General features: G+C 67.3%; 11 protein-coding genes. 6 read left to right on the forward strand and 5 right to left on the reverse strand.

Annotated elements, in window-relative coordinates:
- Positions 1-5: 5 nt before the first annotated feature.
- The 3 genes from ACODTA_RS22220 to ACODTA_RS22230 all read right to left on the reverse strand — a co-directional run bounded on the left by ACODTA_RS22220 (position 6) and on the right by ACODTA_RS22230 (position 4,704).
- Positions 6-1,073, reverse strand: coding sequence for a hypothetical protein (locus tag ACODTA_RS22220; protein ID WP_489068721.1), 1,068 nt, complete (start codon positions 1,071-1,073; stop codon positions 6-8).
- 67 nt (positions 1,074-1,140) lie between these two features.
- Positions 1,141-3,090 carry an acetate--CoA ligase gene (acs, locus tag ACODTA_RS22225; protein ID WP_489068722.1) on the reverse strand — a complete coding sequence of 650 codons (1,950 nt, stop codon included), beginning with the start codon at positions 3,088-3,090 and terminating at the stop codon, positions 1,141-1,143.
- A gap of 207 nt (positions 3,091-3,297) precedes the next feature.
- Positions 3,298-4,704, reverse strand: coding sequence for a helix-turn-helix domain-containing protein (locus tag ACODTA_RS22230; protein WP_489068724.1), 1,407 nt, complete (start codon positions 4,702-4,704; stop codon positions 3,298-3,300).
- Between the two features lie 240 nt (positions 4,705-4,944).
- On the opposite strand from ACODTA_RS22230, the gene ACODTA_RS22235 reads away from it, so the two are divergent.
- The 6 genes from ACODTA_RS22235 (at position 4,945) to ACODTA_RS22260 (ending at position 13,096) form a co-directional block, all read left to right on the forward strand.
- A complete protein-coding gene (locus ACODTA_RS22235) occupies positions 4,945-6,477 on the forward strand; it encodes an acyl-CoA carboxylase subunit beta (protein WP_222989222.1) in 1,533 nt (510 codons plus the stop codon).
- Between the two features lie 31 nt (positions 6,478-6,508).
- A complete protein-coding gene (gene mce, locus ACODTA_RS22240; protein WP_489068726.1) occupies positions 6,509-6,931 on the forward strand; it encodes a methylmalonyl-CoA epimerase in 423 nt (140 codons plus the stop codon).
- 11 nt (positions 6,932-6,942) lie between these two features.
- A complete protein-coding gene (locus ACODTA_RS22245) occupies positions 6,943-7,719 on the forward strand; it encodes an enoyl-CoA hydratase-related protein (RefSeq protein WP_489068772.1) in 777 nt (258 codons plus the stop codon).
- Position 7,720: 1 nt separating this feature from the next.
- The gene (gene scpA / locus ACODTA_RS22250) at positions 7,721-9,871 is read left to right on the forward strand and encodes a methylmalonyl-CoA mutase (RefSeq protein ID WP_489068728.1); all 2,151 of its coding nucleotides are present in this window, start codon (positions 7,721-7,723) and stop codon (positions 9,869-9,871) included.
- Complete coding sequence (gene bioB, locus ACODTA_RS22255) at positions 9,868-10,983, forward strand: biotin synthase BioB (RefSeq protein ID WP_489068730.1); 1,116 nt, start codon at positions 9,868-9,870, stop codon at positions 10,981-10,983. Before scpA ends, bioB begins: the two co-directional genes overlap by 4 nt.
- A 127-nt stretch (positions 10,984-11,110) precedes the next feature.
- Positions 11,111-13,096 carry an acetyl-CoA carboxylase biotin carboxylase subunit gene (locus tag ACODTA_RS22260; protein WP_489068774.1) on the forward strand — a complete coding sequence of 662 codons (1,986 nt, stop codon included), beginning with the start codon at positions 11,111-11,113 and terminating at the stop codon, positions 13,094-13,096.
- Positions 13,097-13,234: 138 nt separating this feature from the next.
- On the opposite strand, the gene glk is transcribed toward ACODTA_RS22260, so the two are convergent.
- Both glk and ACODTA_RS22270 read right to left on the reverse strand, forming a co-directional pair.
- Positions 13,235-14,206 carry a glucokinase gene (gene glk / locus ACODTA_RS22265; RefSeq protein ID WP_489068732.1) on the reverse strand — a complete coding sequence of 324 codons (972 nt, stop codon included), beginning with the start codon at positions 14,204-14,206 and terminating at the stop codon, positions 13,235-13,237.
- 5 nt (positions 14,207-14,211) lie between these two features.
- Positions 14,212-14,658: a RidA family protein gene (locus tag ACODTA_RS22270; protein WP_489068734.1), complete on the reverse strand. Its 447-nt coding sequence runs from the start codon at positions 14,656-14,658 to the stop codon at positions 14,212-14,214.
- Positions 14,659-14,672: the final 14 nt, after the last annotated feature.

The following is a 14,672-nucleotide window of genomic DNA, read 5'->3' on the forward strand; positions in this document are numbered from 1 at the left end:
GTCCTCTAGACCTGTTTCTTGCGGACCGACCAGACGAAGCCGTCATACCAGAAATGGAGCAGCGAGCAGGCGACGAAGGGCACGATCAGCGCCTTGTAGGGCTCGGCGAGCGTATAGCCGATGCCGAACATCGCGCAGAAACCCAGGAAGATCGGGATGGCCCGCCGGGCGATGCGCGGGCGCGACGCGGCCAGCGCTTCCATGCGCTTGCCCTCCTTCAGCCAGACCAGCGCGAAATACTGGACGGCGTGGAAGATGTTGATCGAGATGAAGGCGAGCACGGGGGGCGCGAAGCCCCAGGCCAGGATCGAGACGATGCCGGTGATGACGAGCAGCGCCGCCTTGTGCGCGGGCATCGCATAGCCGGCGTTGATCGCGCGGCGATATTCCCAGGCGGCAACGCCCGTCACCGCGATCCAGGCGGCGACCGCGCCCAGCCGGATCCAGCCCGCCACGCCCTGCGCGAAGCCGGGCACTTCGGTCAGCAGCGTCCAGCCGATCCGGTCGAACTTCCCGAAGGCGCCGATATGCGCCATCAGCGACGCACCGAACGCGATCGGCCCAACATAGAGCGCCCAGTTGAGCATCAGATCGACCCGGCGGAGCTGGCGCGGATCATTGCCCGCCTTCATGTCGTAAATGCGGCCGAGCCCGAAGGTTTGCAGCGCCGAATGATGCACGTCCCAGAAGACGTTCACCACCAGCGCGATCACCAGCACCGTATCCGAAAGCCACAGGCCCGCGATCAGCAGCACGGGCACGACGGTCAGCTTCAGCCGGTGATCCTCGAACACCTGCTTGTTGAAATAGGCGCGCGGCACCACCGCGATCAGATGCGCATAGGTCAGGATGCCGCCGAGCAGCACCAGCAATTTGGTCGCCTGTTCGGCGTCATGCCGGGGCAGGAAGGATGCGAGCAGCACCCAGATGGTGCAGAAGACGAGCGCGATCGCGGGCGCGCCCCAGAAACAGAGCGCGTCGATGCGCGGGCTCGCGATCGCGAGCGCCGGATTGGCGAGCGCCTCGCGAAACGCGTCGCGCCGCACGCCTTCGGCCGGATAGATCGATGCCATGTGCGTTCCCACCCCTGGTGGGGCGCTTGTGCCCGATCGCGTTTAAGAACGCGTTAAGTCCGCCTCTTCAGCGCGTGACGCGATTGGCCACCAGATCCTCGACCACCGCCGGATCCGCCAGCGTGCTGGTATCGCCAAGGGCCTGGGGGGAGACGTCGCCTTCGGCGATCTTGCGCAGGATGCGGCGCATGATCTTGCCGGAGCGGGTCTTGGGCAGGCCGGGGGCGAACTGGATGGCGTCCGGGGTGGCGATCGGGCCGATCTCGGTGCGCACCCATTGCCTCAGTTCGGCGCGCAACGCCTCGCTGGCCTCGCAATTGGCGTTGAGCGTCACATAGGCGTAGATGCCCTGGCCCTTGATGTCGTGCGGCATGCCGACGACAGCGGCTTCCGCCACCTTTTCGTGCAGCACCAATGCGCTTTCGACCTCGGCGGTGCCCATGCGGTGGCCGGAGACGTTGATGACGTCGTCAACGCGGCCGGTGATCCAGTAATAGCCGTCCTCGTCGCGGCGGCAGCCGTCGCCGGTGGTGTATTTGCCGGGGAAGGTGGTGAAATAGGTCTGGAAGAACCGCTCATGGTCGCCCCACACCGTGCGCATCTGGCCCGGCCAGCTCCGCGCGATCACCAGATTGCCCTCGGTCGCGCCGTTGAGCACCGTGCCCTCGCCGTCGACGATCTGCGGCTCCACCCCGAACATCGGCTTGGTCGCCGAACCGGGCTTGAGCGCGGTCGCGCCGGGCATCGGCGTGATCATCGCGCCGCCCGTCTCGGTCTGCCACCAGGTGTCGACGATGGGGCAGCGTTCCTCGCCCACCACCGAATGATACCAGCGCCACGCCTCGGGATTGATCGGCTCGCCGACGGTGCCGAGCAGTTTCAGCGAGGCGCGGCTGGTGGACGTGACGAAATCGTCGCCCTCCTTCATCAGCGCGCGCAGCGCCGTCGGCGCGGTGTAGAGGATCTCCACCTTGTGGCGATCGACCACCTGCCAGATGCGGCTGGGCGTCGGCCAGTTGGGCAGGCCTTCATACATCAGCGTGGTCGCGCCGTTGGCGAGCGGGCCATAGACGATATAGCTGTGCCCGGTGACCCAGCCGATATCGGCCGCGCACCAGTAGATCTGGCCGGGGCGATAATCGAAGACCAGTTCGTGCGTCAGGCTGGCCCATAGCAGATAGCCGCCGGTGGAATGGAGCACGCCCTTGGGCTTGCCGGTCGAGCCCGAGGTGTAGAGGATGAACAGCGGATCCTCCGCGCCCATCGGCTCGACGGGGCAGTCGGCGGAGACGCTTTCGGCAGCCTCGTGATACCAGATGTCGCGGCCGTCCTGCATCGCGACGTCGCCGCCCGTCGCCTTCACGACCACCACCTTGTCGAGGCAGCGGACATGCTTCGCCGCTTCGTCGACATTGGCCTTCAGCGGTACATGCTTGCCGCCGCGCCGGCCCTGATCGGCGGTGACGACGATGGTTGAATCGCAATCGGTGATCCGCCCGGCCAGCGCCTCGGGCGAGAAGCCGCCGAACACCACCGAGTGGATCGCGCCGATCCGCGTGCAGGCCAGCAGCGCGAAGGCGGCTTCCGGGATCATCGGCATATAGATGGTGATGCGGTCGCCCTTGCGCGCGCCCGCCGCCTTCAGCACATTGGCGAAGCGGCAGACTTCGGCGTGGAGCTGCCTGTAGGTGTAGCTGCGCGGCGCCTCGTCCGGGCTGTCGGGCTCCCACAGGATCGCGACCTGGTCTCCGCGTGTCTTCAGATGCCGGTCGATGCAGTTGGCGGAGACGTTCAGCTTGCCGTCGGCGAACCAGCGGATGCGGAAATCCGCCTCGTTGAACGACCAGTCGCCCGCGATCTCCGGGCGCTTGATCCAGTCCAGCCGCTTCGCCTGATCGAGCCAGAAACTGCCCGGATCGGCGAGCGCGAGGCCATAGAGCTGATCGTAGCGCTTCGCGTCGACCCTCGCCTTTTCGGCCCATTCGGCGGGAACGGGATAGGTCGACGGCTCGGTCATTTCGGGAATCCTCCGGATCACTTTCGCGCGGCGCCCCTGTGCCAAAGATCGGCGTGCAGGGGAAGCTGGAGTCTTGTTTGAGAAAGCGCGGAAGAGCGCTTTCCGGCGGTACCAGCCCGCTCCCCCGCCCAACCACCCGACAGGATCATACTGGATCGGGAGGTTGGGCGGGGGAGCGGGCTGGTACCGTACCTCGCAAACACGCTTTCAACCGACGCGATAGGGCACAATATCGCGTCGATCGGGATCGATGCGGATGGTGCGGTCGGCCGGGGGGAAGGCGCGCTGGTCGCAATCGGTGCGCGGGCACAGCCGGCAGGAGATGCCGATCGGCGTCGCCGCGCCCGGCGCCGCGATGTCGATGCCGTCGGCATAGATGAAGTCGCGCGCATGTTCGACCTCGCAGCCCAGCGCCACCGCGTAGCGGCGGGGGCTGCGCGCGTAGCTGCCCGATGGCTTCACCAGCCCCTTCGCCATCTGGACATAGCGCAGCCCGTCGGGCGTTTCGGCGAGCTGGACGAGGATGCGATCGGGAATCGCCACCGCCTCATGCACGATCCAGAGCGGACAGGCGCCGCCGAAGCGCGCGAACTGGAGGCGCGTGGCCGAGTGCCGCTTGGTGATGTTGCCCGCCATGTCGACGCGGCAGAAGAAGAAGGGGATGCCGCGTGCGCCGGGGCGCTGGAGCGTCGACAGCCGGTGGCACGCCTGTTCGAAGCTGACCGAGAAGCGGCGGCACAGCCGGTCGATATCGTGGCGCAGGCTGCGCGCCGCGCCGCGAAACGCCTCATAGGGCATCAGCAGCGCGCCGGCGGCATAGTTGGCGAGGCCGATCGAGAGCAGCCGCCGCGATTCGGCGCTGCGCAGCGACGCGCTTTCGGTGATCGCGCTGATCGCATCCTCCATCTCCAGCGCGACGAGCTGGTGCGCGAGCATGAAGCGCCGGCTTTCGGGCGGCAGCGCGGGCGACAGGGAAAGCCGCCGCGTGGCGCGGTCCAGCGCGCGCAGCGGCGCGTCGATCGCGTCGCCGCCGGTATCGATGCCGACGCCGTGCGCGGTGCGCAGCCGGCCGATCAGCGCGGGTTCGCCCGGCCCGATCGCGGCGGCGAGGCCTTCGGCGCGGCGATCGAGCAGGTCGACATAATTGCCCGCCTCGTGAAACCAGTCGCGGATCTCCTCCCAGGGCAGGCGGCCGCCGTCGGAGACGCCGCTCGACATCGCCTCCTCCATCATCTGCAGCCGCTCCTCGCTGTCGCGATAGGCGGCGTGGAGCGCCACGAAACGCTCCGCGAACTGCGGCTGCTGCTCGACGAGCCGGGCGAGCATGTCGGGCGGCAGCGGCGCCTCCGCGAACAGGGGATCGTCGAGCGCGGCGCGCGTGGCGGAGAAGCGGCGGGCGTCGTCATCATCCTCCAGTTCGTCCAGCTCGCGGGGGTGATGCCGCCCCAGCGCCGCCAGCACCGCCGATGTCAGCGGACGATCGTCATTTTCAAGCTGGCTCAGATAGCTGACCGAGATGCCGAGCCGCGCCGCCATCGCGCCCTGGCCCAGGCCCGCGCGCTGCCGCAGCGCGCGGAGCCGTTCGCCGGCGAAGAATCTGCGCCTTGTGTTCATAGGTGCTCCAGACCGCTCATCCTGAGTAGCCGTTGAGCTTGTCGAAACGGTGTATCGAAGGATCGGCTCGGTGCGTCCTTCGATACGGGCTCTCGGCTTCGCTCGATCCCTACTCAGGATGGGCGGCTAGTGGAGAGTATCGAATTTTGCAAATCATCCGTTCGCAACTTCGCAAGTTCGCATTTGCAATGCGGCATGAAAGGCGGAAAGGGGAAAGCTCGGTTACGCAGGAAGCACGGAATGCAGACGATCATCGACACGCTCGAAGACAAGCGCGCGGCCGCGCGGCTGGGCGGCGGGCAGAAGCGCATCGACGCGCAGCACGCCAAGGGCAAGCTCACCGCGCGCGAACGCGTGGAAGTGCTGCTCGACGAAGGCTCGTTCGAGGAGCTCGACATGTATGTCGAGCATAATTGCGTCGATTTCGGCATGCAGGACCAGGTGATCCCCGGCGACGGCGTCGTCACCGGATCGGGCACGATCAACGGCCGCCTCGTCTATGTCTTCAGCCAGGACTTCACGGTGTTCGGCGGCTCGCTGTCCGAACGGCACGCGCAGAAGATCTGCAAGATCATGGACATGGCGCTGAAGGTGGGCGCGCCCGTCATCGGCCTCAACGATTCGGGCGGCGCGCGCATCCAGGAGGGCGTGGCGTCGCTGGGCGGCTATGCCGAGGTGTTCCAGCGCAACGTGCTGGCGTCGGGCGTGGTGCCGCAGCTTTCGGTGATCATGGGGCCGTGCGCGGGCGGCGCGGTCTATTCGCCGGCGATGACCGACTTCATCTTCATGGTGAAGGACAGTTCCTACATGTTCGTGACCGGGCCGGACGTGGTGAAGACCGTCACCAACGAGGTCGTGACGCAGGAGGAGCTGGGCGGCGCCGTCACCCACACCACCAAGTCCGGCGTGGCCGACGTCGCGTTCGAGAACGATATCGAGGCCCTGTGGGCGGCGCGCACGCTGATCGACTATCTGCCGCTCTCCAACCGCGAGGACGTGCCCGAGCGGCCGACCGCCGATCCGTTCGACCGGATCGAGGAAAGCCTGGACACGCTGATCCCGGCCAGCGCCAACCAGCCCTATGACATGCACGAGCTGATCCGGAAGGTCGTCGACGAAGGCGATTTCTTCGAACTCCAGCCCGCGCACGCCGCCAACATCATCATCGGCTTCGGCCGGATCGAGGGCCGCACCGTCGGCATCGTCGCCAACCAGCCGATGGTGCTGGCCGGTTGCCTGGACATCAACTCGTCTAAAAAGGCGGGCCGCTTCGTCCGCTTCTGCGACGCGTTCGAGATCCCGATCGTCACCTTCGTCGACGTGCCCGGCTTCCTGCCCGGCACCGCGCAGGAACTGAACGGCATCATCAAGCACGGCGCGAAGCTGCTGTTCGCCTATGCCGAGGCGACGGTGCCCAAGATCACCGTCATCACGCGCAAGGCCTATGGCGGTGCGTACGACGTCATGGCCTCCAAGCATCTGCGCGGCGACCTCAACTATGCCTGGCCGACCGCCGAGATCGCGGTGATGGGCGCCAAGGGCGCGGTGGAGATCATCTTCCGCCAGGACATCAAGGATCCCGAGAAGATCGCGGCGCGCACCCGCGAATATGAGGATCGCTTCGCCAATCCGTTCGTGGCGGCCAGTAAGGGCTTCATCGACGAGGTGATCGCGCCGCACGCCACCCGCCGCCGCATCGCGCTGGGCCTGCGCAAGCTGCGCAACAAGAGCCTCGAGAACCCCTGGAAGAAGCACGACAATATCCCGCTCTGATGGCCGGGCGATTGCTTGGAAGGACACTGAAGTGACGATCGGACGCCTGAACCATGTCGGCATCGCGACGCCGTCGATCGAGAAGTCGATCGCGCTTTATCGCGACCTGCTCGGCGCGACGAAGATCCATGAACCGTTCGACCTGCCGCCGCAGGGCGTGCGCGTCTGCTTCGTCGACACGCCCAACAGCCAGATCGAGCTGATCGAACCCTATGGCGAGGACAGCCCGATCCACGCCTTCCTCGCCAAGAACCCGTCGGGCGGGCAGCATCATGTCTGTTTCGAGGTGGCCGATATCCATGCCGCCAAGGCCGATATGGAAGCCAAGGGCGCCAAGGTGCTGGGCGAGCCCCGGATCGGCGCGCACGGCACGCCGGTGATCTTCGTCCATCCCCGCGACATGGGCGGCGTGCTGGTCGAGCTGATGGAAACACCGAAGGGAGACGGGCATTGAGCGCTTACGAGATGATCCGCCTGGACGTGGCCGACGCGGTCGCGACGATCACGCTGGCGCGGCCCGAACGGCTCAACGCCGCGCCGCCCGCGATGTTCGACGAGATCGCCGCCGCGCTGAAGTCGCTGCCAGAGGCCGGCGCGCGCGCGGTGCTGATCACCGGCGAGGGCCGGGCCTTCTGTTCGGGCGCCGACCTCGCCGCGAAGGCGGGGGCGTCGGTCGCGGACGGCGAGGGCGCTTATCAGGCGCTGACGCGCAGCTACAATCCGGCGATGCTGCTGCTTTCCCAATTGCCGATTCCGATCGTCACCGCCGTCAACGGCGCGGCGGCGGGCATCGGCTGTTCGCTGGCGCTGGCGGGCGATTTCGTGTTCGCCGGCCAGTCCGCCTATTTCCTCCAGGCCTTCGTCAATATCGGGCTGGTGCCGGACGGCGGCGCGAGCTGGACGCTGCCGCGCCTGATCGGCAAGGCGCGCGCCACCGAGATGATGCTGCTGGGCGAACGTATCTCCGCCGAGAAGGCAGCCGACTGGGGGCTGATCCACAAGGCGGTGAGCGATGAAACGCTGATTGCCGAGGCGACGGCGCTCGCGCGCCGGCTGGCGCAGGGGCCGACCCTGGCGCTGGGGTTGGCGCGCCGCGCGATCGCCGCCGGGCAGGAACTCGATTATGCGGCGGCGCTGGCCGGGGAAGCCGCCAACCAGCGCGAGGCTGGCGGCAGCGCCGACGCGGCCGAGGGCATCCGCGCCTTCCTGGAAAAGCGCGCGCCGTCCTTCACGGGGAAATGAGATGACCGATACGTCCAGCATCGCCGACTGGCAGGCCCTGGCCGCAAAGGAGGTCAAGGGCAAGGACCTCGACTGGCATACGCCCGAGGGCATCGTGGTGAAGCCGCTCTACACGGCCGACGACGTCGCGGACCTCGATCCCGGCCTGCCCGGCTTCGCGCCCTTCACGCGTGGCGTGCGCGCCAGCATGTATGCCGGCCGGCCCTGGACGATCCGGCAATATGCGGGCTTTTCGACCGCCGAGGAATCCAACGCCTTCTATCGCCGCAACCTGGCGGCGGGGCAGAAGGGGCTTTCGGTCGCCTTCGATCTCGCCACCCATCGCGGCTATGACAGCGATCATCCGCGCGTGACCGGCGATGTCGGCAAGGCGGGCGTGGCGATCGACACGATCGACGACATGAAGATCCTGTTCGACGGCATCCCGCTCGACAAGATGTCGGTCAGCATGACGATGAACGGCGCGGTCATCCCGATCCTCGCCTTCTTCATCGTCGCGGGCGAGGAGCAGGGCGTCGCCCAGGCCGATCTGGACGGGACCATCCAGAACGACATCCTCAAGGAGTTCATGGTCCGCAACACCTATATCTACCCGCCCGAGCCGAGCATGCGGATCATCTCGGACATCTTCGGCTACACGTCGCGCAACATGCCGAAGTTCAACAGCATCTCGATTTCCGGCTATCACATGCAGGAAGCGGGGGCGACACAGCTTCAGGAACTGGCCTTCACCATCGCCGACGGCGCGGAATATGTCCGTTATGGCGTCGCATCGGGCCTGGACATCGACAAGTTCGCCGGGCGGCTGAGCTTCTTCTTCGCGATCGGCATGAACTTCTTCATGGAGATCGCCAAGCTGCGTGCCGCGCGCGTGCTGTGGCACCGGGTGATGACCAATCTCGGCGCGAAGGACGAGCGCAGCAAGATGCTGCGCACGCACTGCCAGACCTCGGGCGTCTCGCTGACCGAGCAGGATCCGTACAACAATGTGATGCGCACCACGATCGAGGCGATGGCGGCGATGCTGGGCGGCACCCAGTCGCTCCACACCAACGCGCTCGACGAGGCGATCGCGCTGCCCACCGATTTTTCCGCCCGGATCGCGCGCAACACGCAGATCGTGATCCAGGAGGAGACGGGGATGACCAAGGTCGTCGATCCCCTGGGCGGATCCTATTATATCGAGGCGCTGACCCAGGAACTGGTCGACAAGGCGTGGGAGATCATCGAGCGGATCGAGCGCGAGGGCGGCATGGCAAAGGCGGTGGCCGCCGGCTGGCCCAAGGCGATGATCGAGGAAGCCGCCGCCGCGCGCCAGGCGCGCGTCGATCGCGGCGAGGACGTGATCGTCGGCGTCAACAAATACCGGCTGGCGAACGAGGATCTGCTCGAAACGCTGGAGGTGGATAACGAGAAGGTCCGCCAGGGCCAGATCGCGCGCATCGCGAAGGTGAAGGCCGAACGCGACGCCGCTGCGTGCGAGGCCGCGCTGCAGGCGCTGCGCGACGGCGCGGCCCAGCCCGCGAGCATCGACAACAACCTGCTGGCGCTCGCGGTGGACGCGGCGCGCGCGCGGGCGACGCTGGGCGAGATTTCCGCCGCGATGGAGGAAAGCTTCAACCGCTACGGCACGCAGCCGACGCCGGTGAAGGGCGTCTATGCGGCGCCCTATGAAGGCGACAGCCGCTGGCAGCAGGTGCTCGACGGCGTCAAGGCGGTGGAACGGCGCATGGGGCGCAAGCCGAAACTGCTCGTCGCCAAGATGGGGCAGGACGGCCATGATCGCGGCGCCAACGTCATCGCCTCCGCCTTTGGCGACATGGGCTTCGACGTCGTCTCCGGTCCGCTGTTCCAGACGCCCGAGGAAACCGTGGTGCTGGCGCTCGAAACCGGCGTCGATGTCGTCGGCGCGTCGAGCCTCGCCGCCGGACACAAGACGCTGATCCCCGAACTGATCGGCAAGCTGCGCGAACGCGGCCGCACCGATATCAAGGTGATCGCAGGCGGCGTCATCCCGCCGCAGGACTATGATTATCTGCGCGACGCGGGCGTGCAGGGCATTTATGGGCCGGGCTCCAATGTCGTGGAATGCGCCGCCGACGTGCTGCGCCTCCTCGGCCACAACATGCCCCCGCTGGAGGAAGCCGCATGACGAACGCGACCACCGATCATCTCCCCTCCCGCTTGCGGGAGGGGGCGGGGGTGGGCCTGTCCGGTACCACGCGCGTATCCCGATCCCACCCCCAGCCCCTCCCGCAAGCGGGAGGGGAGCTCCGTACCGACTGGACCCGCGACGAGATCGCCGCGCTGTTCGACCTGCCGTTCAACGACCTGCTGTTCGACGCGCAGACGATCCATCGCGCCAATCACCCGCGCAACGAAGTGCAATTGTCGACATTGCTGTCGATCAAGACCGGCGGCTGCGCCGAGGATTGCGGCTATTGCAGCCAGTCCGCCGCCAACAATACCGGGTTGAAGGCCAGCAAGCTGATGGACGTGCGGGCGGTGCTCCAGTCCGCTGCGCAGGCCAAGGACAACGGCTCCGGCCGCTTCTGCATGGGCGCCGCCTGGCGCAGCCCGAAGGACAAGGACATGCCCGCCATCATCGAGATGGTGAAGGGCGTGCGCCAGATGGGCATGGAAACCTGCATGACGCTGGGGATGCTCAGCAAGAAGCAGGCGGCCCAGCTCGCCGAGGCCGGGCTGGATTACTACAATCACAATATCGACACGAGCCCCGAGAACTACGCCAACGTCATCTCGACGCGGACCTTCGAGGATCGCATCGACACGCTGGAGACGGTCCGCGCGGCGGGCATCAACGTGTGCAGCGGCGGGATCGTCGGCATGGGCGAGACGCGGAGCGACCGGATCGGCTTCCTCCACGCGCTCGCCACCATGCCGCATCCCGAAAGCGTGCCGATCAACGCGCTGGTGCCGGTGAAGGGCACGCCGCTGGGCGACATGCTGGCCGACACGCCGATGGCCAGGATCGACGAGATCGAGTTCGTCCGCACCGTTGCCGTCGCGCGCATCCTGATGCCGCACTCGATGGTGCGCCTGTCGGCCGGCCGCGAAAGCATGAGCGAGGCGTGCCAGGCGCTGTGCTTCATGGCGGGCGCCAACAGCATCTTCACCGGAGACCGGCTGCTGACCACGCCCAATGCCGGCGACAATGCCGACGCGGCGCTGTTCGCCAAGCTGGGCGTCGTGCCGATGGAGGCCGCGCCGAACGCGCATCTCGAGGCCGTCGCGGCCGAATGATCTTTCTCCGTTCGCTTCGAGCAGGTTCGAGCTTGTCGAGAACCGTCTGTCGAGAAGGCTTCTCGACGGTCGCGTCTCGACTTCGCCCGACGCTGCTCGAACCGAACGGCTTTTTTGGGGCTCGAAGCTGATGTTCAAGAAGATCCTGATCGCCAATCGCGGCGAGATCGCGTGCCGGGTGATCCGCACCGCCAAGAAGATGGGCATCGCGACGGTCGCGGTCTATTCGGATGCCGATGCGCGCAGCCCGCATGTGATGATGGCGGACGAGGCGGTGCGGCTTGGCCCGCCGCCGGCGGCGGAAAGCTATCTGCTGGCCGATGCGATCATCGCGGCGTGCAAGGCGACGGGCGCGGAAGCGGTGCATCCGGGCTATGGCATCCTCTCCGAACGGACGAGCTTCGCTCAGGCGCTGGCGGATGCCGGCATCGCGTTCATCGGCCCGCCCCCGGGCGCGATCGCCGCGATGGGCGACAAGATCGAATCGAAGAAGCTGGCGAAGGAAGCCGGCGTCAACGTCGTGCCCGGTTTCCTGGGCGAGATCGCGGATACCGACGAGGCGGTGAAGATCGCGGGCGATATCGGCTATCCGGTGATGATGAAGGCCTCGGCCGGCGGCGGCGGCAAGGGCATGCGCCTTGCCTATAGCGAGCAGGACGTCCGCGAGGGCTTCGAGGCGACGAAGCGCGAGGGCTTGGCGAGCTTCGGCGACGATCGTGTCTTCATCGAGAAGTTCATCGAGAGCCCGCGCCATATCGAGATCCAGGTGCTGGGCGACCAGCATGGCAACATCGTCTATCTGGGCGAGCGCGAATGTTCGGTGCAGCGCCGCCACCAGAAGGTGGTGGAGGAAGCGCCGTCGCCCTTCGTCACGCCCGAGATGCGCAAGGCGATGGGCGAGCAGGCGGTCGCGCTGGCGCGCGCCGTCGGCTATTTCAGCGCGGGCACGGTCGAGCTGATCGTTTCCGGCGCGGACACGACGGGCCAGGGCTTCTACTTCCTGGAGATGAACACCCGGCTGCAGGTGGAGCACCCCGTCACCGAATGCGTGACCGGGCTCGACCTGGTCGAACAGATGATCCGCGTGGCGGCGGGCGAACCGCTCGGCTTCACCCAGGACGAGGTGACGCTGACCGGCTGGGCGATCGAGAACCGCGTCTATGCCGAGGACCCCTATCGCGGCTTCCTGCCCTCCACCGGCCGGCTGGTGCGCTACAATCCGCCCGAGGACATGGACAATGTCCGCGTCGACGACGGCGTGGCGGAGGGCGGCGAGGTCTCGATCTTCTACGATCCGATGATCGCCAAGCTGATCACCTGGGGCGACACCCGCATCGAGGCGATCGACCGGCAGATCGCCGCGCTCGACCGGTTCGAGATCGACGGGCCGGGCCATAATATCGATTTCCTCTCCGCGCTGATGCAGCATCCGCGCTTCCGCGAGGGCGCGCTCACCACCGGCTTCATCGCCGAGGAATATCCCGAGGGCTTCACCGGCGCCCCGGCCGACGCGGCGTTGCTGCGTTCGCTCGCGCCGATCGGCGCTTTTGCCGCGATGGCGGGCGCTGACCGTGCGCGGCGCGTGAGCGGCCAGCTCGGCAAGCGGCTCGCGCCGCCCAGCGAGTGGCAGGTCCGCATCGGCGAGACGATCCACGACGTCGCGATCGATGGCGACGAGGTGAGCGTGGACGGCGCGCCGATCGAGCTGGAGCTGGAATATACGCCGGGCGACCGGCTGATCGAGGCGGTGATCGACGGCGAACCGCTCGACGTGCGCATCGCAACGGTGCGTTCGGGCATAAGGCTGACAGCGCGGGGAGCGAGCCATATGCTGCGCGTGCTGCCCGCCCATGTCGCGCGCCATGCCGTGCACATGATCGACAAGCTGCCGCCCGACCTGTCCAGGTTCCTGCTCTGCCCGATGCCCGGCCTGCTCGTCGCGTTGCATGTCGGCGAAGGCGACAAGGTGGAGGCCGGCCAGCCGCTCGCGGTGGTGGAGGCCATGAAGATGGAGAACATCCTGCGCGCGGAGAAGACCGGCACGGTCAAGAGCGTCAGCGCCAAGGCGGGTGACAGCCTGGCGGTGGACGCGGTCATCCTGGAGATGGAGTAAACTCCAGCGCATTCGCATATTATTCCACCGTCACCCCAGCGAAAGCTGGGGTCCATACGGTGCCTGTTCAGGACACCAACATCGTCTGGATTCCAGCTTTCGCTGGAATGACGAGGGTGGGGAGATCTTGCGGAAGCGTCAGCCCCGCGCCGCCGCATAGGCGGCCGCAGCGCCATACAAGCCGGGCTGGGGATGCGTCACCAGCCTGACCGGCATCGCCGCCATCAGCCCCTCGAACCGGCCCTTCGCGGTGAAGCGTTCGGCGAAGCCCGAGCGGACGAGCCGGTCGGCGATGCGCAGGCCGAGGCCGCCGGCGATCACGACGCCCGCCGCGCCCTGCGCCAGCGCGATATCCCCGGCGACGGCGCCCAGGCTCTGGCAGAAACGGTCGAGCGCGGCGGTCGCCAGGCTGTCGCCGCCCTCCAGCGCCAGCGTCCACAATGCCTTGTCGTCGATCGCCGCGACCGCGCGGCCCTCGATCGCGGCGAGCGCGGCGTATATCTCCGGCAATCCCGGTCCGGAGACGATGCGTTCGGCCGAAACCCGGCGATAGCGCGTGCGCAGCCGCGCCAGGATCGCGTCCTCGATGGCGTCGAGCGGGGCGAAATCGATATGGCCGCCCTCGGTCTCGCTCACGAAATAGCGGCCGTCGCGGCGCAGCACATGCGCGACGCCCAGGCCCGTGCCCGGCCCGACGATGCTGATCACGCCCGTAGCGGGCAACGGCGCGTCCGGCCCGCACAGATGCTGGAAATGCGCGTCGCCGAGCTGCGCGACCGCATGGCCGACCGCGCCGAAGTCATTGACCAGCACATGGCCGTCCAGCCCCAGCCGTTCGTCGATCAGCGCGGGGCGGATGATCCAGGGATTGTTGGTGAACTTGATGACCTCGCCCGAAACCGGGCTGGCGATCGCGATGCCCGCCGCGCGCGGCAGCGGGCGCCCGAGCGTGGCGGCGAAATGCTCCCACGCGGTCTCCAGGCTGGCATGGTCGGCGGTCCTGAGCGTCGCCGGCTCGCCGAGCGCCGTCACGCGGCCATCGGCGATCTCGGCGATGGCGAAGCGGGCATGGGTGCCGCCGATATCGGCGGCGACGATCTCGGTCACCATGGCTCCTAGCGCTTGCGGCTCGCGACCACGGTGATCTCGATCTTGGCGCCGAGCGCGAGGGCGTTGACGCCCACCGTGGTTCGCGTCGGCCGCGCATTGCCGAACGCCGCGATATAGGCCGCGTTCATCGACTGGAAGTCGCCCATGTCCGTCAGGAAGACCTGGGACTGGACGACATGGGCGAGATCGAGGCCCTGGGTCTTCAGCAGGTTGCGGATGTTCGACAGGATCAGCGTCGTCTGCTCGGCGGTCGATTTGGCCGGGTCGAGCTTGCCGGTGGCGGGATCGATCGCGATCTGGCCGGACAGGAAGACGAGGTCGCCCGCGGTCAGCAGCGGCGAATAGGGGCCGATCGGCTTCGGCGCGGCGGCGGCCTGCGCGAAGGCCGGTGCGGCGCAGGCGAGCGCGAGCGGCAGAAGCGAGGCGATGCTGGTTCGGATGGCACGGTGCATTGGGCGGACTCCTT

Source organism: Sphingomonas sp. FG14, from assembly GCF_057809675.1.

What these genes read in the sequence shown, in the direction of transcription:
- ACODTA_RS22230 (WP_489068724.1), bottom strand. Translation starts at nt 4,704, where the DNA reads ATGAACACAAGGCGCAGATTCTTCGCCGGCGAACGGCTCCGCGCGCTG.
- ACODTA_RS22245 (WP_489068772.1), top strand. Translation starts at nt 6,943, where the DNA reads ATGATCCGCCTGGACGTGGCCGACGCGGTCGCGACGATCACGCTGGCG.
- scpA (WP_489068728.1), top strand. Translation starts at nt 7,721, where the DNA reads ATGACCGATACGTCCAGCATCGCCGACTGGCAGGCCCTGGCCGCAAAG.
- glk (WP_489068732.1), bottom strand. Translation starts at nt 14,206, where the DNA reads ATGGTGACCGAGATCGTCGCCGCCGATATCGGCGGCACCCATGCCCGC.
- ACODTA_RS22270 (WP_489068734.1), bottom strand. Translation starts at nt 14,658, where the DNA reads ATGCACCGTGCCATCCGAACCAGCATCGCCTCGCTTCTGCCGCTCGCG.
- ACODTA_RS22220 (WP_489068721.1), bottom strand. Translation starts at nt 1,073, where the DNA reads ATGGCATCGATCTATCCGGCCGAAGGCGTGCGGCGCGACGCGTTTCGC.
- acs (WP_489068722.1), bottom strand. Translation starts at nt 3,090, where the DNA reads ATGACCGAGCCGTCGACCTATCCCGTTCCCGCCGAATGGGCCGAAAAG.
- ACODTA_RS22235 (WP_222989222.1), top strand. Translation starts at nt 4,945, where the DNA reads ATGCAGACGATCATCGACACGCTCGAAGACAAGCGCGCGGCCGCGCGG.
- bioB (WP_489068730.1), top strand. Translation starts at nt 9,868, where the DNA reads ATGACGAACGCGACCACCGATCATCTCCCCTCCCGCTTGCGGGAGGGG.